At 54.4% G+C, this 15,246-nt stretch carries 17 protein-coding genes and 1 CRISPR repeat array; of the genes, 1 reads left to right on the top strand and 16 read right to left on the bottom strand.

Annotation, left to right across the window (positions count from 1 at the left end):
* Positions 1-9: 9 nt before the first annotated feature.
* The 6 genes from ftsB to cysG form a co-directional block, all read right to left on the bottom strand.
* A complete protein-coding gene (gene ftsB, locus SIK69_RS16305; protein ID WP_319629500.1) occupies positions 10-327 on the bottom strand; it encodes a cell division protein FtsB in 318 nt (105 codons plus the stop codon).
* 151 nt (positions 328-478) lie between these two features.
* Entirely contained in the window at positions 479-805 is a 327-nt protein-coding gene (locus SIK69_RS16300; protein WP_319629501.1) for a DUF3561 family protein, read from the bottom strand.
* Positions 806-847: 42 nt separating this feature from the next.
* Complete coding sequence (gene cysC / locus SIK69_RS16295; protein ID WP_319629502.1) at positions 848-1,453, bottom strand: adenylyl-sulfate kinase; 606 nt, start codon at positions 1,451-1,453, stop codon at positions 848-850.
* Entirely contained in the window at positions 1,453-2,883 is a 1,431-nt protein-coding gene (gene cysN / locus SIK69_RS16290) for a sulfate adenylyltransferase subunit CysN (RefSeq protein WP_319786555.1), read from the bottom strand. The genes cysC and cysN overlap by 1 nt, the downstream gene beginning before the upstream one ends.
* 9 nt (positions 2,884-2,892) lie before the next feature.
* Entirely contained in the window at positions 2,893-3,801 is a 909-nt protein-coding gene (gene cysD / locus SIK69_RS16285) for a sulfate adenylyltransferase subunit CysD (RefSeq protein ID WP_319629504.1), read from the bottom strand.
* 23 nt (positions 3,802-3,824) lie between these two features.
* On the bottom strand, positions 3,825-5,240 hold the full coding sequence (gene cysG, locus SIK69_RS16280; RefSeq protein ID WP_510467971.1) for a siroheme synthase CysG: 1,416 nt from the start codon (positions 5,238-5,240) through the stop codon (positions 3,825-3,827).
* A 247-nt stretch (positions 5,241-5,487) separates the two neighbouring features.
* Here cysG and SIK69_RS16275 point away from each other — a divergent pair, with 247 nt between their 5' ends.
* A complete protein-coding gene (locus SIK69_RS16275; RefSeq protein ID WP_319786554.1) occupies positions 5,488-6,528 on the top strand; it encodes an aminopeptidase in 1,041 nt (346 codons plus the stop codon).
* A gap of 604 nt (positions 6,529-7,132) precedes the next feature.
* On the opposite strand, the gene SIK69_RS16270 is transcribed toward SIK69_RS16275, so the two are convergent.
* The 10 genes from SIK69_RS16270 to casA form a co-directional block, all read right to left on the bottom strand.
* The gene (locus SIK69_RS16270; RefSeq protein WP_511072235.1) at positions 7,133-7,609 is read right to left on the bottom strand and encodes a DUF2778 domain-containing protein; all 477 of its coding nucleotides are present in this window, start codon (positions 7,607-7,609) and stop codon (positions 7,133-7,135) included.
* Positions 7,609-8,091: an Hcp family type VI secretion system effector gene (locus SIK69_RS16265; protein ID WP_319786552.1), complete on the bottom strand. Its 483-nt coding sequence runs from the start codon at positions 8,089-8,091 to the stop codon at positions 7,609-7,611. The genes SIK69_RS16270 and SIK69_RS16265 overlap by 1 nt, the downstream gene beginning before the upstream one ends.
* A gap of 163 nt (positions 8,092-8,254) precedes the next feature.
* Complete coding sequence (locus SIK69_RS16260; protein ID WP_319786551.1) at positions 8,255-8,545, bottom strand: hypothetical protein; 291 nt, start codon at positions 8,543-8,545, stop codon at positions 8,255-8,257.
* A gap of 5 nt (positions 8,546-8,550) precedes the next feature.
* A CRISPR array of direct repeats spans positions 8,551-9,312; the repeat unit is 29 nt; unit sequence CGGTTTATCCCCGCTGGCGCGGGGAACAC.
* 96 nt (positions 9,313-9,408) lie between these two features.
* A complete protein-coding gene (cas2e, locus tag SIK69_RS16255) occupies positions 9,409-9,702 on the bottom strand; it encodes a type I-E CRISPR-associated endoribonuclease Cas2e (RefSeq protein WP_319786550.1) in 294 nt (97 codons plus the stop codon).
* Positions 9,699-10,622, bottom strand: coding sequence for a type I-E CRISPR-associated endonuclease Cas1e (gene cas1e / locus SIK69_RS16250; RefSeq protein ID WP_319786549.1), 924 nt, complete (start codon positions 10,620-10,622; stop codon positions 9,699-9,701). The genes cas2e and cas1e overlap by 4 nt, the downstream gene beginning before the upstream one ends.
* Positions 10,619-11,269, bottom strand: coding sequence for a type I-E CRISPR-associated protein Cas6/Cse3/CasE (cas6e, locus tag SIK69_RS16245; protein WP_319786548.1), 651 nt, complete (start codon positions 11,267-11,269; stop codon positions 10,619-10,621). The genes cas1e and cas6e overlap by 4 nt, the downstream gene beginning before the upstream one ends.
* Entirely contained in the window at positions 11,251-12,003 is a 753-nt protein-coding gene (gene cas5e / locus SIK69_RS16240) for a type I-E CRISPR-associated protein Cas5/CasD (RefSeq protein ID WP_319786547.1), read from the bottom strand. The genes cas6e and cas5e overlap by 19 nt, the downstream gene beginning before the upstream one ends.
* 9 nt (positions 12,004-12,012) lie before the next feature.
* A complete protein-coding gene (gene cas7e / locus SIK69_RS16235; RefSeq protein WP_319786546.1) occupies positions 12,013-13,068 on the bottom strand; it encodes a type I-E CRISPR-associated protein Cas7/Cse4/CasC in 1,056 nt (351 codons plus the stop codon).
* 10 nt (positions 13,069-13,078) lie between these two features.
* Positions 13,079-13,654 carry a type I-E CRISPR-associated protein Cse2/CasB gene (gene casB, locus SIK69_RS16230; protein ID WP_319786545.1) on the bottom strand — a complete coding sequence of 192 codons (576 nt, stop codon included), beginning with the start codon at positions 13,652-13,654 and terminating at the stop codon, positions 13,079-13,081.
* Complete coding sequence (gene casA, locus SIK69_RS16225) at positions 13,655-15,232, bottom strand: type I-E CRISPR-associated protein Cse1/CasA (RefSeq protein ID WP_319786586.1); 1,578 nt, start codon at positions 15,230-15,232, stop codon at positions 13,655-13,657.
* Between the last annotated feature and the right edge of the window lie 14 nt (positions 15,233-15,246).

The following is a 15,246-nucleotide window of genomic DNA, read 5'->3' as shown; positions in this document are numbered from 1 at the left end:
GGCTTATGTTTATCGATTGTTCTGCCCCGAACCCTGAGCCTGATTGCGTTTAGACGCATCCGGCACCAAACGATAGAAGGTTTCGCCTGGGCGAGTCATGCTGAGTTCGTTGCGAGCACGTTCTTCGATAGCTTCCTGGCCGCCGTTGAGGTCGTCAATTTCGGCGAAAAGCTGATCGTTGCGCGCTTTAAGTTTGGCGTTCGTTGCCTGCTGAGCGGCCACGTCTTCATTGACGCGACTGTAGTCATGAAGACCATTCTTGCCGAACCACAGCGAGTACTGTAGCCAGACCAGCAAGGCCAGCAATAGCAGTGTTAATTTACCCATCCTGCCCCCTGAAAAACGGCATCATCATCCCATATCGTGCCGACGTGCTCTACCCCGGCCTGCGGACGATGCCGCGTATCGCGGGGAATGTACCACATTTTACCCGTCGAGTCGTAGGTCTCAATAGAAACGAATACACATCCGTGGGCGCTTAGCCCAACAGCCACAGAAACAGCAGGCCAAAGAGCGCCCCGACAGTTATCAGCGTCACCACAATACTGTAGAGGAGTTTGCCGTTCATCAGTGAATGCAGCGCAATGCCAATCACCACCGAAACGGGCAGCAGTGCCAGAAAGAAGGGCCAGGTGTAGAGGAAGAAGAACAGCGTGTTGCTACCGTAAAGCAGAAAGGGAATACCCAGCGCTAACAGCCACGCGACAAAACCCACGACCGCACCGGGCAGAGACCAGGTGGTCTCTTCGGTATCGGTAGTCATGGGCTCTGTGCGAGTAATGGTGATGTTTTGGGTATGGCGCATATCAAATCCTGTCTCCTGACAGGCCGGAAAACCGGCCCGGTCTCAGGATCTGATAATATCGCCCTGTCTCAGCAGGTCTAATAATTGGTTAACCAAATTTGTTACCAATTGTTCGCCATCGAGGTGAATTTCTGCCGTTTCCGGGGCTTCGTACACCGCGTCAATTCCGGTGAAATTATGCAGTTCTCCGGCGCGCGCTTTTTTGTATAACCCTTTCGGATCGCGCGTTTCGCACACCGCCAGCGGCGTGTCGACGAAGACTTCCACGAAACGCTCAGCTCCGACACGATCGCGCACCATCTGTCGCTCAGCGCGATGAGGTGAAATGAAGGCCGTCAGCACCACCAACCCCGCATCGACCATCAGCTTCGCCACTTCCCCGACCCGACGGATGTTCTCTTTGCGATCATCGTCACTAAAGCCTAAATCGCTGCACAGCCCGTGGCGCACATTGTCCCCATCCAGCAGGTAGGTGCTGACGCCGAGGCGATGCAGCGCTTCCTCCAGCGCCCCCGCCACGGTGGATTTTCCCGAGCCCGAAAGCCCGGTAAACCACAGCACAACCCCACGGTGACCGTGGAGCTGTTCGCGCTGTTGTTGCGTCACAGGATGCGCGTGCCAGACGACGTTTTCGTCATGCTGGGCCATCACTTACCTCCCAGCAGGTCACGCGCGCCCCAGTGCGGGAAGTGCTTGCGAACCAGGGCGTTAAGCTCCAGTTCGAACGCGCTGAAATCCCCGTTAACCGCGGCAATGGCGTCCTGCTGCGGCTCGCGAACCATTCCAGCCCCGACCGTGACGTTGGTTAAACGGTCGATAAAGATAAGCCCCCCGGTAACCGGGTTATGCTGATATTTGTCGAGCACCAGCGGTTCATCAAAGGTCAACTCCACCAGTCCAATGCCGTTTAGCGGCAGGCTGGTCACTTCTCGCTGCGTCAGGTTGTTGATGTCTACCTGATATTGAATCGCGTCGACGCGCGCCCGGGTTTTCTTGCCCGCGATTTTGATTTCATAGCTTTGCCCCGGCTGGACAGGCTGCTCCGCCATCCATACCACGTCCACGCTGGCACGTTGCACCGCGGGCAGCGTTTCACTCACATCGACCAGCAGATCACCCCGGCTGATATCAATCTCATCTTTCAGCACCAGGGTTATGGCTTCCCCGGCGGCGGCTTCCTGTAGGTCACCGTCAAACGTGACGATACGCGCCACGGTGGATTCCACACCGGACGGTAGCACTTTCAGGCGCTGCCCCACTTTCACGGAGCCGGAGGCCAGCGTGCCCGCATAGCCACGGAAATCAAGGTTTGGACGATTGACATACTGCACCGGGAAGCGCAGCGGCTGGTTTTCGACCACCCGTTTGATCTCCACGGTTTCCAGCACTTCGAGCAGCGTCGGGCCGCTATACCACGGCATTTTATCGCTCTGGCTGGCGACGTTATCCCCTTCCAGCGCCGACAGCGGCACGAAGCGGATATCCAGTTCGCCCGGCAGTTGCCCGGCAAAAGTCAGATAGGCATCGCGGATCGCATTAAAGGTCTCTTCGCTGTAGTCCACCAGGTCCATTTTGTTCACCGCCACCACCAGGTGTTTGATGCCCAGCAGCGTGGAGATAAAGCTGTGGCGACGGGTCTGATCGAGCACGCCTTTACGTGCATCCATCAGCAGGATCGCCAGGTCACAGGTCGATGCCCCGGTCGCCATGTTGCGGGTGTACTGCTCGTGGCCCGGGGTGTCGGCGATAATAAATTTGCGCTTCTCGGTGGAGAAATAGCGGTACGCCACGTCGATGGTAATGCCCTGCTCGCGTTCGGCCTGCAGGCCATCCACCAGCAGCGCCAGGTCAAGCTTCTCGCCCTGGGTGCCGTGACGTTTGCTGTCATTGTGCAGGGAAGAGAGCTGATCTTCATAAATCTGGCGAGTGTCGTGCAGCAGGCGACCAATCAGGGTACTTTTGCCGTCATCCACGCTGCCGCAGGTCAGGAAACGCAGCAGGCTTTTATGCTGCTGAGCGTGCAGGTACGCTTCCACACCGCCTTCATCGGCAATCTGTTGTGCAATCGTTGTGTTCATGGCGGCTCCTTAGAAATAACCCTGGCGTTTCTTCAGCTCCATGGAGCCTGCCTGGTCGCGGTCAATCATGCGGCCCTGGCGTTCACTGGTGGTCGACACCAGCATCTCTTCAATAATTTCCGGTAACGTCTGCGCGTTCGATTCCACCGCGCCAGTCAACGGCCAGCAGCCGAGGGTACGGAAGCGCACCATCTGCTGCTTGATGACTTCACCAGGCTGCAGATTGATCCGATCGTCGTCGATCATCATCAACATACCGTCGCGCTCCAGTACCGGGCGCGGCGCGGCCAGATACAGCGGAACGATTTCAATATTTTCCAGATAGATGTACTGCCAGATATCCAACTCGGTCCAGTTGGAGAGCGGGAACACGCGGATGCTTTCGCCTTTGTTAATCTGGCCGTTGTAGTTGTGCCACAGTTCCGGACGCTGGTTTTTCGGATCCCAGCGGTGGAAACGGTCGCGGAAGGAGTAGATTCGCTCTTTGGCGCGCGACTTCTCTTCATCACGACGTGCCCCGCCGAATGCCGCATCGAAACCGTACTTGTTCAGGGCCTGCTTCAGACCTTCCGTTTTCATGATGTCGGTATGTTTGGCGCTACCGTGGACGAACGGGTTAATCCCCATCGCCACGCCTTCCGGGTTTTTATGCACCAGCAATTCGCAGCCGTAAGCCTTCGCAGTGCGGTCACGGAACTCGTACATCTCACGGAATTTCCAGCCGGTATCCACGTGCAGCAGCGGGAACGGCAGCGTGCCCGGATAGAACGCTTTACGCGCCAGGTGCAGCATCACGCTGGAATCTTTGCCGATGGAGTACATCATCACCGGATTGGAAAATTCTGCCGCCACCTCGCGGATAATATGGATGCTTTCCGCCTCCAGCTGGCGCAGGTGAGTGAGTCGTTTTTGGTCCATAACCGTTCCTTTTAGGGCCTGGGCTAAGCCAGATTCACCACAGAAGAGTTAAACCCCTCCTGCTGTTGATTGTGTTGAAACCAGGCGAGCTGGTGATGCAGCTGCACCACTTCCCCCACCACCAGCAGGGCTGGCATCGGGGCGTCTTTCGCGAGGCTTTCGAGTTGTTGTAATGTGCCAACGGTCACCTGCTGATCGGCGCGCGTGCCGCGACTGATCACCGCCACCGGCGTTTGGCTGTCGCGACCGTGAGCAATCAGCTGCTGGCTGATTTCTGCGGCCTTCATGGTGCCCATATAAATCGCCAGCGTTTGCCCGCTCTGGGCCAGATGCGCCCAGTCAAACGGCGAGCTGTCGGCTTTGTAATGTCCGGTAACAAAGGTCACGCTCTGGGCGTGATCCCGATGGGTCAGCGGAATGCCCGCGTAGGCCGTCGCGCCCGCCGCGGCGGTCACACCCGGCACCACCTGGAACGGCACGCCCGCTTCGGCGGCGGCCTGTAACTCTTCGCCGCCGCGACCAAAAATGAACGGGTCACCGCCTTTCAGGCGCACCACGTTTTTCCCGGCCAGCGCGGCTTCCACCAGCAGGCGGTTGGTTTCGTGCTGCGGCACGCTGTGGGTGCCCGCGCGTTTACCGACGCAGATCATCTCCGCATCGCGGCGCACCAGTTCACGCACGCCCTCACTCACCAGATGATCGTAAAACACCACGTCGGCCTGCTGGATAACCTGTAGGCCGCGCAGCGTCAGAAGCCCGGCATCCCCCGGCCCAGCACCTACCAGAGTGATTTCACCCATCAGGCGCTGCGGCGTATTTAGTTCATCTTCCAGCGCCTGCTGTGCGGCGGCTTCGTTCCCCGCGCCCATCAGGCTGGCAAAGCGCCCGGTAAACACCCGCTCCCAAAAGCGACGACGCTCTTCGATGGTGCGTAAACGGGTCTGAATATGATGTCGCCAGTAGCTGGCCGTGACCGCCATCCGCCCGAGATGGGTCGGCAGTAACGCTTCAATTTTTTCACGCAGCAAGCGTGCCAGCACCGGCGCGGTGCCGCTGGAGGAGATAGCCACCATCAGCGGAGAACGATCGACGATCGACGGGAAGATAAACGAGCACAGCGGTTGGTTATCCACCACGTTGACCAGCCGCTGACGGGCATCCGCCGCCGCGAAAACGCGCTGGTTCAGTTCGCCGTCATCGGTGGCGGCAATCACCAGAAACACCGGGTCAATCTGGGCTTCGTCAAACTCCGTCGCCAGCCACTCAATCAGTTGCCGTTCGGCGAGTTCGGCCAGTTCAGCACAGAGCTGCCGGGCCACAATGCGCACCCTTGCCCCCGCCCGTATTAACAGGACGATTTTTCTGGCGGCAACGTCGCCACCGCCGATAACCAGTACCGGGCGGCCTTTCACAGCGGCAAAAACAGGCAAATAGTCCACGGGGTTACAACTCATTCACATTCAGCATAGGGGGACTATAGGGGGAGGCTATGAGCAAATGAAATTACGAAATGGAATGAGTAGTTCCGCAAAGGAATAACAGCGCAGAAAAGCAAATGCCAAAAAGTGCTTAACGCGTGATATTTCGCCAGTTTAGGAAGAAATGAAATTGTGTTAAATCGGTCACAGTTTCATACTGTATCGCCAATTATTCCGATACCCGTTAGTTTTCAAGTAAGGATACGTTATGTTCTCCGCCTTGTGCCGTCGCCTGCTACCTCTGGCGTTGGGTGCATGTTTTACGGCCTCGTCTTTTGCCGCATCGGTTCCCGCTGGAGCCATTGCCAACCAGCAAGCACGTTATATCGCCACCTACTTTCCTGGCCGCATGACCGGCAGCCCGGCTGAAATGCTGTCGGCGGATTACGTTCGCCAGCAATTTGCGCTGATGGGCTACGAAAGCGATATTCGCACCTTTAACAGTCGCTACATTTATACCAGCAAGGACAAGCGTCAGAACTGGCATAAAGTCACCGGCAGCACGGTTATCGCGGCGCATGAAGGCAAAGCCAGCCAGCAGATTATCGTCATGGCGCATCTCGACACCTACGCGCCGCACAGCGACGCCGATACGGAAAATAACCTTGGTGGCCTGACGCTGCAGGGCATCGACGACAACGCGATGGGCGTAGGCGTGATGCTGGAACTGGCAGAACGCTTAAAGAATATCCCGACCGAATACAGCATCCGCTTTATCGCGACCAGTGGTGAAGAGGAAGGCAAGCTGGGCGCAGATAACCTGCTCAAGCGCATGAGCGCAGAAGAGAAAAAGAACACGCTGCTGGTTATCAACCTCGATAACCTGGTGGTCGGCGACAAACTCTACTTTAACAGCGGCAAATCGACGCCCGCCTCGGTGCGTAAGTTAACCCGCGACCGGGCGTTAAAGATTGCCCACCGTCACGGGATTCAGGCCGCCATCAACCCGGGCCTGAACGCCAATTACCCGAAAGGCACCGCCTGCTGTAACGATGCTGAGGTGTTTGATAACGCGGGTATTCCGGTGTTGTCCGTCGAAGCCACCAACTGGTCGCTGGGCAAAAAAGACGGTTTCCAGCAACGTGCCAAAACGCGCTCTTTCCCGGACGGGACCAGCTGGCATAACGTGCGTCTCGACAACCTGCAATACATCGACAAAGCCCTGCCGGGCCGCATCGAACATCGCGGTCGTGACGTGGTGAACATCATGCTGCCGCTGATGAAAGAACTGGCGAAGGCGGGGAAATAACCGCTCGCGATCCGCCTAGAGTTAAGGGCTGGTGAGAAATCACTGGCTTTTTTTGGGTTGGCGGGTGGATAAGAAAGTGGGCCCGCGTGCCCACTTAAAAAATCAAGCGGAGTGATTTTTTTTGCATAGAGAGGTTAAAATCCAAATGAGCAAGCAGTTTATAAAAATTGCCACTAGCATTAGGATCGTAGTGTATCCGTCATACCATTCATTTTCCGCCATCATCCCATATTTATCTTGATACCATGAAAAGATTTTTTCATCAGGTACTAAGAAACTGAGGAAGGTAAAAATTATGGAAAGTGACAGAAGTTCAAGAAGCCATGTAATTATATGATTAATGGGTTTCATAACGCGGTATGCTTGCGCATTGTACACGGAGACAATAACCCAAATGAGGGCGCAGCTTATGAAAATGGCTACCAGCATTATGATCATCATGTATCGACCATACCATTGATTTTCCATGATCACGCCGTATCTATCTACATACCATGAATAGGTTTTCTCATCTGATACAAAGTAAATGAGGAGGCTGTAAATTACGTAAAGTGACAGAAGATTAAGAAGCCATATAATTATATGAGTTAGGAGTTTCATCTCATTAATAAACCTGTATGGTTCCAAATGCTTTTAATTGGGCTGATACTAATATACTCGGCTGTATCAAAAGCGCCTGTAAAAGGATGGCATAGTCCGAATGGCTTGGCAGAGTAATACAGCCTTTACTTATTCCGGACTGGCCTGCCGGGTGTAAACGAAAGAATCCACGCTTTACATCATTGATAAATGAGTAATCGTCTATACTCCCGTCGTCGCGATAGAGAGCAAACCACAAATCCCGATCAGAGCCACTTTCAAGGCTGCGTATCATGTCGTTCCAGTGCGATTTAAGACCGCCGCGTGGTCGTGTGACAATGTAGTATCTCCCTGGCGGTATCGGGCCTTTATCCTTAATTGCCATTGAATCAGGGTTGTTTCTGTGAGGTCCTTTTGTCCCAGAATAAGCTGCAAAAAAACCTACGCCTGGGCAGCTCAACGTTGATAATTGGCCACCGTTCAAGTGAAACGTACAGCACATCATCGGTCGTTCCACGCATCAGAGAATTGCACGTTACCATCACAATATTTCCATGTGATTTTTTCATAGCGCATTGAAACGCTTTCGAGATGGTTGTGTTTTTCAGTGGCCGGATTTTTAACATCGAGCATGTGAGGACAAATTGAAACGACCTTAACGTTCTCCAGCAGCATGTTAAAGTATTCAACTTCCTGCCCTGCGTCGTTGATTCTATACCACTGAAATTCGGCGCTCTTTAGCGTCTGTCCCTGAGCCACTGCTTTATAGAGATAGGGACTGGATGAGTCGAACTCTTTTTCAAGCGTCAGGGCAGAGTGAACACGGGTGCCGGTTATTTTCCCAGTGTTGTTGTCGGTCGGCAAATGCAGCCCATGCCCGAAGCCGTGAATCTCGATGCTATTTTCCCGATCCCGCACGTCAACAGAACCTTTGATGTCTGCGCCGCCGTCGTCTTTAAGCCATAGATAAGCCGGTATCGCCATTATTTCAATCCTTATCTTATTAGTTGAATATGTTTTATCGCGAACTAATAGACATGTTTTTCAAAGGAGTATTCAAGGCGGATCGTGCTATAGATTAGATGAATAATTTCTTTTGAATCATTATGTTGTGGTTTTTTAGAGTGGGCCCGCGGGCCCACTTAGTTTATTTTGCGAACGTCTTTGCAATGAGTTTGCCGAGCTGATTGATCTGGTCAACTTTGTCTGGGGGTGTCGGCCATGACGCGGCATGTATCGATAATAAGCAGAGTTTTTCGTTAGACGTCAACGTATAGCCCCGGACGAGAGCGACTGCTTTAATCACGGCTAAAACGTCCTCTAGTGCGCTCAGGCTGAGGTCGATGTCAGAAGCTACCTGAGCACGCTTATGTTTTTCAACCAACCGCTCGATCTCTTTAACCAGTCGCTCTGGCGCGCCGTGCAACTGGACCATCATCTTCCCGGTTTATCCCCGCTGGCGCGGGGAACACCTGACCGGGTTTGAGAGGAATGACTGCAATTTCGGTTTATCCCCGCTGGCGCGGGGAACACGCATAAACACGACAGTCTAACGCTTCGTTAGCCGGTTTATCCCCGCTGGCGCGGGGAACACGAAGACGGTCTGATAAATTAATTGGGATATTACGGTTTATCCCCGCTGGCGCGGGGAACACAAACGTATACGGCCCAGGTGGGAGGCAGTTATCGGTTTATCCCCGCTGGCGCGGGGAACACTTTAATGCCGCCAGAGGCATTTACTGTAGAGCCGGTTTATCCCCGCTGGCGCGGGGAACACGCAGCTCCAGGTCAACGAACGCTCTCTAAAATTCGGTTTATCCCCGCTGGCGCGGGGAACACTTAAGAATTACACCACGAATATGGCGTATGTGCGGTTTATCCCCGCTGGCGCGGGGAACACCTCATGGAAGTTTACGTTGCAGCAAGAGCGTGCGGTTTATCCCCGCTGGCGCGGGGAACACATTCCGATTTGAAAAACCTAAGCCCTGATAACCGGTTTATCCCCGCTGGCGCGGGGAACACAAACATAAGCCTGAGCGAGCAATTAAACCTGCCGGTTTATCCCCGCTGGCGCGGGGAACACTTGAGCGGAGACTTTCCGATAATGCCATGCTCCGGTTTATCCCCGCTGGCGCGGGGAACACGCTTACCAGCTTAGAGATTTCTGCCATATTCTCGGTTTATCCCCGCTGGCGCGGGGAACACTCTAAACATAGATGACTGTTAATAAAGACTTTTATGCAGCACAAACAATCTACCAACGTTTCATTCACATTTTCGCATTATTAAAGAACTTGCAGGTCATTGATTTTGAATAGGAAGAAATGAAACCAACCGTAAACCATCCAAATCTACCGGGATACGGCGATTTTCTCCCCAAGTTTGAAATTCAAAACCTGATTCGTTATTGGTTGCCCAAGCCATAACCACATTCCCTGTTTCTGCCAATTGCGAGATCTGGTGCCAAATCATCTCCCTGATCCGCTTTGATAAATTGCCGACGTAAACACCCGCACGGATCTCCAGCAACCAGAGAGCCAATCGCCCCCGCAGGCGCGGCGGAACATTTTCTGTTACCACAACCACCATACTCATTCACTGCGTCCTCGATGGCCTTCATCGCTCATCGTCTTGGGTTCGGGAATGGCGGGAGGCAGCATATCCGCTGCAGGTCTAGGTGGCTCAATTTCACCAGCTGCCAGTACTTCCTCAATCAATGGGATTAGTTTAGCGGTCAGTTTTTCACTACGAAAAATATCCCGGCACGCTAATCTAACCTCACGATCGGGTGCTGACGGAGCACGCGCGGCAATTTCAAATGCCTTTGGAACAACGGTCTCGAATTTAATAATATCGGCCATGTCATATACAAACGAAAGCGGCTTACCGCTGTGAATAAAACCAATAGCAGGGGCATATCCCGCAGCCAATACCGCAGCTTCTGTGATGCCGTAAAGGCAAGATGTCGCCGCGCTGATACATTGATTGACGGTGTCCCCTTTTTCCCAGGCTTTGGGATCGTAATTTCTCCCGTGCCACTTCACGCCATAACGCTTCGCTAATAGCGCGTAAGTCTGACGAACCCGCGCGCCTTCAATACCGCGAAGTTGTTCGACAGAGCGGCGGGCCGGCGGCGGTTCACGAAAACGTAGCTCATACATTTTTCGCACCACCTTCAGACGCAGATCGTCATCCAATGCCAGCTTCGCCTGGTACAGCAGTTTATCGGCTCTGGCCCCTCCAGGCTGACCCGAGGCATACAACCGCACGCCCGCTTCTCCCACCCAGACCAGCAGCGTTCCCACGGTAGACGCTAGCCGGACGGCGGCGTGAGATATGCGGGTGCCGGGCTCCAACATGATGCAGGCTATCGATCCCAGCGGAATGTGCGTGCGGATCCCTGTTTTATCGATAAGCACGAATGCTCCATCGAGTACGTCAAGATGACCATACTGGAGGAAAATCATTGATGTTCGATCTTTTAGCGGGATCGGGCTCAAGGGAAGAAAGCTCACCGTTCAGTTTCCGGTTTAATCAGCATCAGTCCGCAACCAAAAGCTCGGCTTTTACCAAAACCCTGAGCCAAACGGGCGATCAGACCAACCGGATCGGTGACCACCAGCACGCCGGTGTAATCCACACTGCTAAAGCGAATGTACGACTTTGATTTTCCGCCGACCATTTGTTGCTGTCGGTATACGCCCACTTCGACGCCCTCCAGCGAAAACCCACTCTGTTCTCCCTGACGCGTCAGCCAGTCGCATGCGGCCTGCGCCTGATGAGGCCAAATGGCCCGCGGATCAAGCTGGTCACGCAACTGTTGTTTAACATCCATCAGTAAATCATGGCGTTTACCGCCCTTGCAGACGACTGGATTGGCGCGAAGGTTAAAGCTAAGTCGCTGACCCACCCTAAGTTGCGGCTGAAATAGACGCGTTTCCAGAATAAAAAACGTGTGTGACTTCGGCTCACTTTGCGACAGGACATAAAATCGAAATGCGCCCTGCAACTCTTCTCGGCGGTACAAGAATGTGCGTTCCGCCATGCCTGGGAATAATTCCCATAACCATTGATGCATGGCGTATTCGCCGCGCTCAACCATCTGCAAAAGCTGTGCGGGCGCAAGCTCGCTGGTGTGTAAGGTTATTTTTGACAGGTACACGATTCCTCCTTGTCCAGCGTGCCCTGGAAAACTTCACGGGTGCAGAACAACCATTGGCGTCGGTTTAGCGGCTGGTCACGTCGTTGCAAACTTTTTTGCGCCGTCAGCCCTTCATGCTCGCCTTCCCACCAGCACATATCTGGCTGAAGTTTCGGCCAATTCACGCGCAGGGTGAGCGCACTCAACTGTTGCTGATAATACTCCTGCGCCTGGGACAGGATCGCCCGAGCCGTGCCTTGCAAAATAAGCGGTGCCAACGGTAACGCCAAAGGGTGACTTTTTCGCCCCAGATACAGCGGGAATGCAGGCTGCACAAGCGCTTCACGTAACGCCTCCAGCGTGACCGGCGCACCTTCTGTCATCGCAACGGCGACCATCCACCAGGCATCGGTAAAGTAGTCACGTCGGGAAATCAGCGTTTCTCGTAGCTCAACATCTCGCAGTTCATCGCGCCGGGTGAAGTAGCGCGTCTTACGCGTTTCTCTGGGCATTTGCACGGTATGGTAATCCCGCGCCCAGCGCGGATGCTGACTGGCGCAGAGAATAAACTGATAGTGCTGATTGAACTGCGCAAGGCGTTGCTCCTCTTCGCGTTTGATACCTAACGCCGCGGCCAGAAGCCCTAATAAGGACGAGCGCGTTGGCAAGTCGTGCGTGTGTCGCACTTCACCCGGCGCATCGCAGCCCCATGAGGCCATCGGCCCATGAAGCTGAAAAACCAAATACTGGCTCATATCCGATCCCTATGCGCTGATAAATTCGAGCACTTCCGCCACGCTGCCCTGTGCCTGCATCACGTCGAAGCCCTTGGCCGCGGTATGCTGACCGTAAACGCTGTTCATGTTGTCCCGCAGTTCGGTAATGCGCTTCACCGCCTGAGCAAGCTGATCGGTGCCGTTGATCGGATTGTAGAACGCCGCCGCCAGCGAGCGCGGCTGATCCTCACCTTTCTCCGCCAGCGCCCAAGAGACATAGGCACGGCTGGCAAAACTGTTTTGCTTACCTGAAGGAGACACTTTCAAAACCGCTTCGGTCAGCGCCTGCAAAGTGCGACTGACCAACGTTTCGTCACCATTGAGATTGTTCACCAGCAGGTCTCGATCGATGCAGATGTAGGTATAAAACAGCGCGGCACCAAAACCGGTTTCGCCCAGGTGCCCGGCACCCGCATCATCAGATATGGCACGAAGATCATCCACGGCGGTGAAAAAATCATCCTCAACCAGCGTTTCGCCTACACCAAATGCATGAGCCACCTGGCAGGCCGCCTCTACGTTATACGCCGGAGAAGAGGCCAGCATGCGTCCAAACAAGGCGATATCGACTGCCATACGGTCATGGCGTAGCAGACTAAGGTCATCTTCTGTCGGTGGACGGTTTTCCTGTGCCAGCGTATTTGCCAGTTTTTTTACCGCCTCAAACTCTGCCGGGCTGATATGCGCAAGCTGTTCGGTTTCAGTCGTAATGAACGCATCCGCTTTTTCTTTTTTGCCTTTCGGCTTTCCAAAACGAGCCGCAATTTTCTCCCCCCACTCGACTGCCGTTTTCTCCTTGATACCTGACGCTACGAGGATACCTGCCGCTTCCCGGCCAATGCGCCCGCTGCGCACGCCGATATGCCCGTCAAGCGCTTCTTCAAACAGCGCAGAGGTACGCCAGGCACGTTTCAGGCTTTGCGAGGAAATGCGCAGGCGCGTTGCCCCACCCAGCACGACGGTTTTGGGCGCGCCAGTATCGTCACGGTTCAGATTGGAGGCCGGGTAAGCAGTGAGTAGATGAAGCTGAATAAATGTGCTCATGTGATAGTCCTTATTCTTGTTCTGCGGAGACAGAGGGATTTTTTTCGTCCTGATGTTCGGCCTGGTAATAATCCATCGCCCAACGGATGCGGATAAATTCGGTATGTGGCTGCTGGCGGCGATGATGCTGATGTAAATCATCTGCCTCGCGACACCAGCGAAAAATGTCGTCGGCCAGCGAAGACAGATTGACTGTGCCATTGAGTAACTGCACCGCCCGGCGTAGTTGGCGCAGCAGGTCATCTGGCTTTTTCACCTCACATAAGCGCCGAAAACGCAGCTCTGACATGGCCTGGCGGCTGTTCATTTTTTGCCCAAGCTGAGCGGCAAACGTCTTACGCTCATCAATCGACTTAATGTGGGCCGCCACCGCCGCCACCAGCGCCAGTGCGGTAAAACGCCATTCCTGCCGCTCGATATTCCACAGGGTGTGAGTTTGCAGCAGCAGCAAACGAAAGCCATCTGCCAGACAGGCTTCAGTGATGGTGGTGCTACGTCGCAGACTGGCGCGTAACCCGCGTCTATCCTGTAAATCATGGTGCCATTTGCATAACACTGTACCGTGCTCGTTTTTGACAATATCCATTCAATTTGCCTCCTGCGGTTTTGCCGTCCGGGTGGTTTTAGCCTTTGATTTCTTTTCTAAAGATGAGAAATGTTTGTTACGCGCCTTCATGACCTGCTTCAGGTCACTTTTCATTTCAGGAGAGGTGAACACGCGATCGTCGAAATACTGACGGACAAAGCCTCGAATATCCCTCTGCCACTGGCTGAATCGGGCGGCAGGATCTTCACCCGCCTCAAGATCCTGGATAAAACGCAGGAACAGCGGCTGCGTGAGTTGCCAAAAATCAACATCAATGAAGCCGAAATCGCCCCGGGCACTGCTGCCCTCTCCAAACCAGGCATCTTTCAGGGCACCACGCAGTTGGCTTAGCCCGCGGGATGCACTTTGCGCCGCTTGACGCAGGAATGAGTGCAGCGTTTCGCGCTCCGTGTCTACCAGCAGCAGTAGCGGAAAATGATGTTCATACCAGTTACGGACTTTCATATTGTCGAAGTCATAGCCAAAGCCCCACAGACCCGTCACCACATCCCTCTCCTTCACCGGATAGGCTCCGAAAAGGCTGACCACTCGTGCAGGGTATTCGTGATTGTGCTCACTCTGCCCACGAACGTTCAGACCTAGCCAGTCTCGCCAGATAAGCCCGCCAGGCTGGCCCTTCACCGAGAACAACTCACTGCCCTCTTTGAGACCGAGGCGGTGCGGAGTCAGGGGATGCACCCAGCCGATATAGTTGACGCCATAGTTTTTGACCGTCATTTCACTGAGCAACGCCTCGGAGGTGTCACCGCAAATATCGCACTGGCCGGAACTCAACGTGGAGAAATTGAGTCGGATCCGCCGTGGCATACCCCAATAAGCCTGGAGCGGATTTACCTGCTGCTCGGTGGTGATGCCATTCGCCTGTTCACTGGTGCGTGTTTCAGCCAGCCAGGGGAAAATATCTGCCGCAAAGTTCGATGGGATTGGAAGCCCGGCAGCGTCCTGCGGCATCACGTTGAGCCACAGCTTGCGCCACAGTGGCGTTTGTCGTTCGCCTTTATAGCGCTGAAGTTCGATAAGCGTGGTCATCGGCCCGCCACCGCGTAATCCGGTGCGATAGCCTTTACCGCCAGAAGGGGCATTCAGTTGCAAGGAAAATAGCGCCAATGCCGCGCAATGTGGGCAAAACCTTTCCGACACACCCCGCTTAACGAAGTGGTCTTTATTCAGCTTTGTGGTCTGCCCGCCTGGTGTCTCTGGCAACAGAGTGGCAATTGAAATAGCGTCCCCGACAAGGGGTGAAAAATCCTGCATAAAAGAGGGCGTTACCGAGCCGAACTGGAAAGCCGTCTCCAGCGGCAGCAGAGCGTTACGCACGTATTCTGCCGTCAGGCCATCCTCCCAGATTTCTTCCCACTCCTCGATATCCTTGGGCGCGCAGGCGGTTTGCAGCAACCCAATCAGAAACTGCCAGCCTGCACCCTGTAAGTCGGCTCGAGAGGCAGTAAGATCTACGACGTTCTCATTAGCCAAATCGACTGGCGCAAGTTTACCCGTTGACCCGCCCTTATAGCGCACGGGAAGCCAGGGCGTGGTTAGTAGCGAAAATGCTTCCATATCCCTTTCCTTTT

Source organism: Scandinavium lactucae (assembly GCF_033843265.1).
GTDB lineage: Bacteria > Pseudomonadota > Gammaproteobacteria > Enterobacterales > Enterobacteriaceae > Scandinavium > Scandinavium lactucae.
Note: the sequence above shows the minus strand (reverse complement) of the source record. Positions and strands in the feature narration are given on the sequence as shown.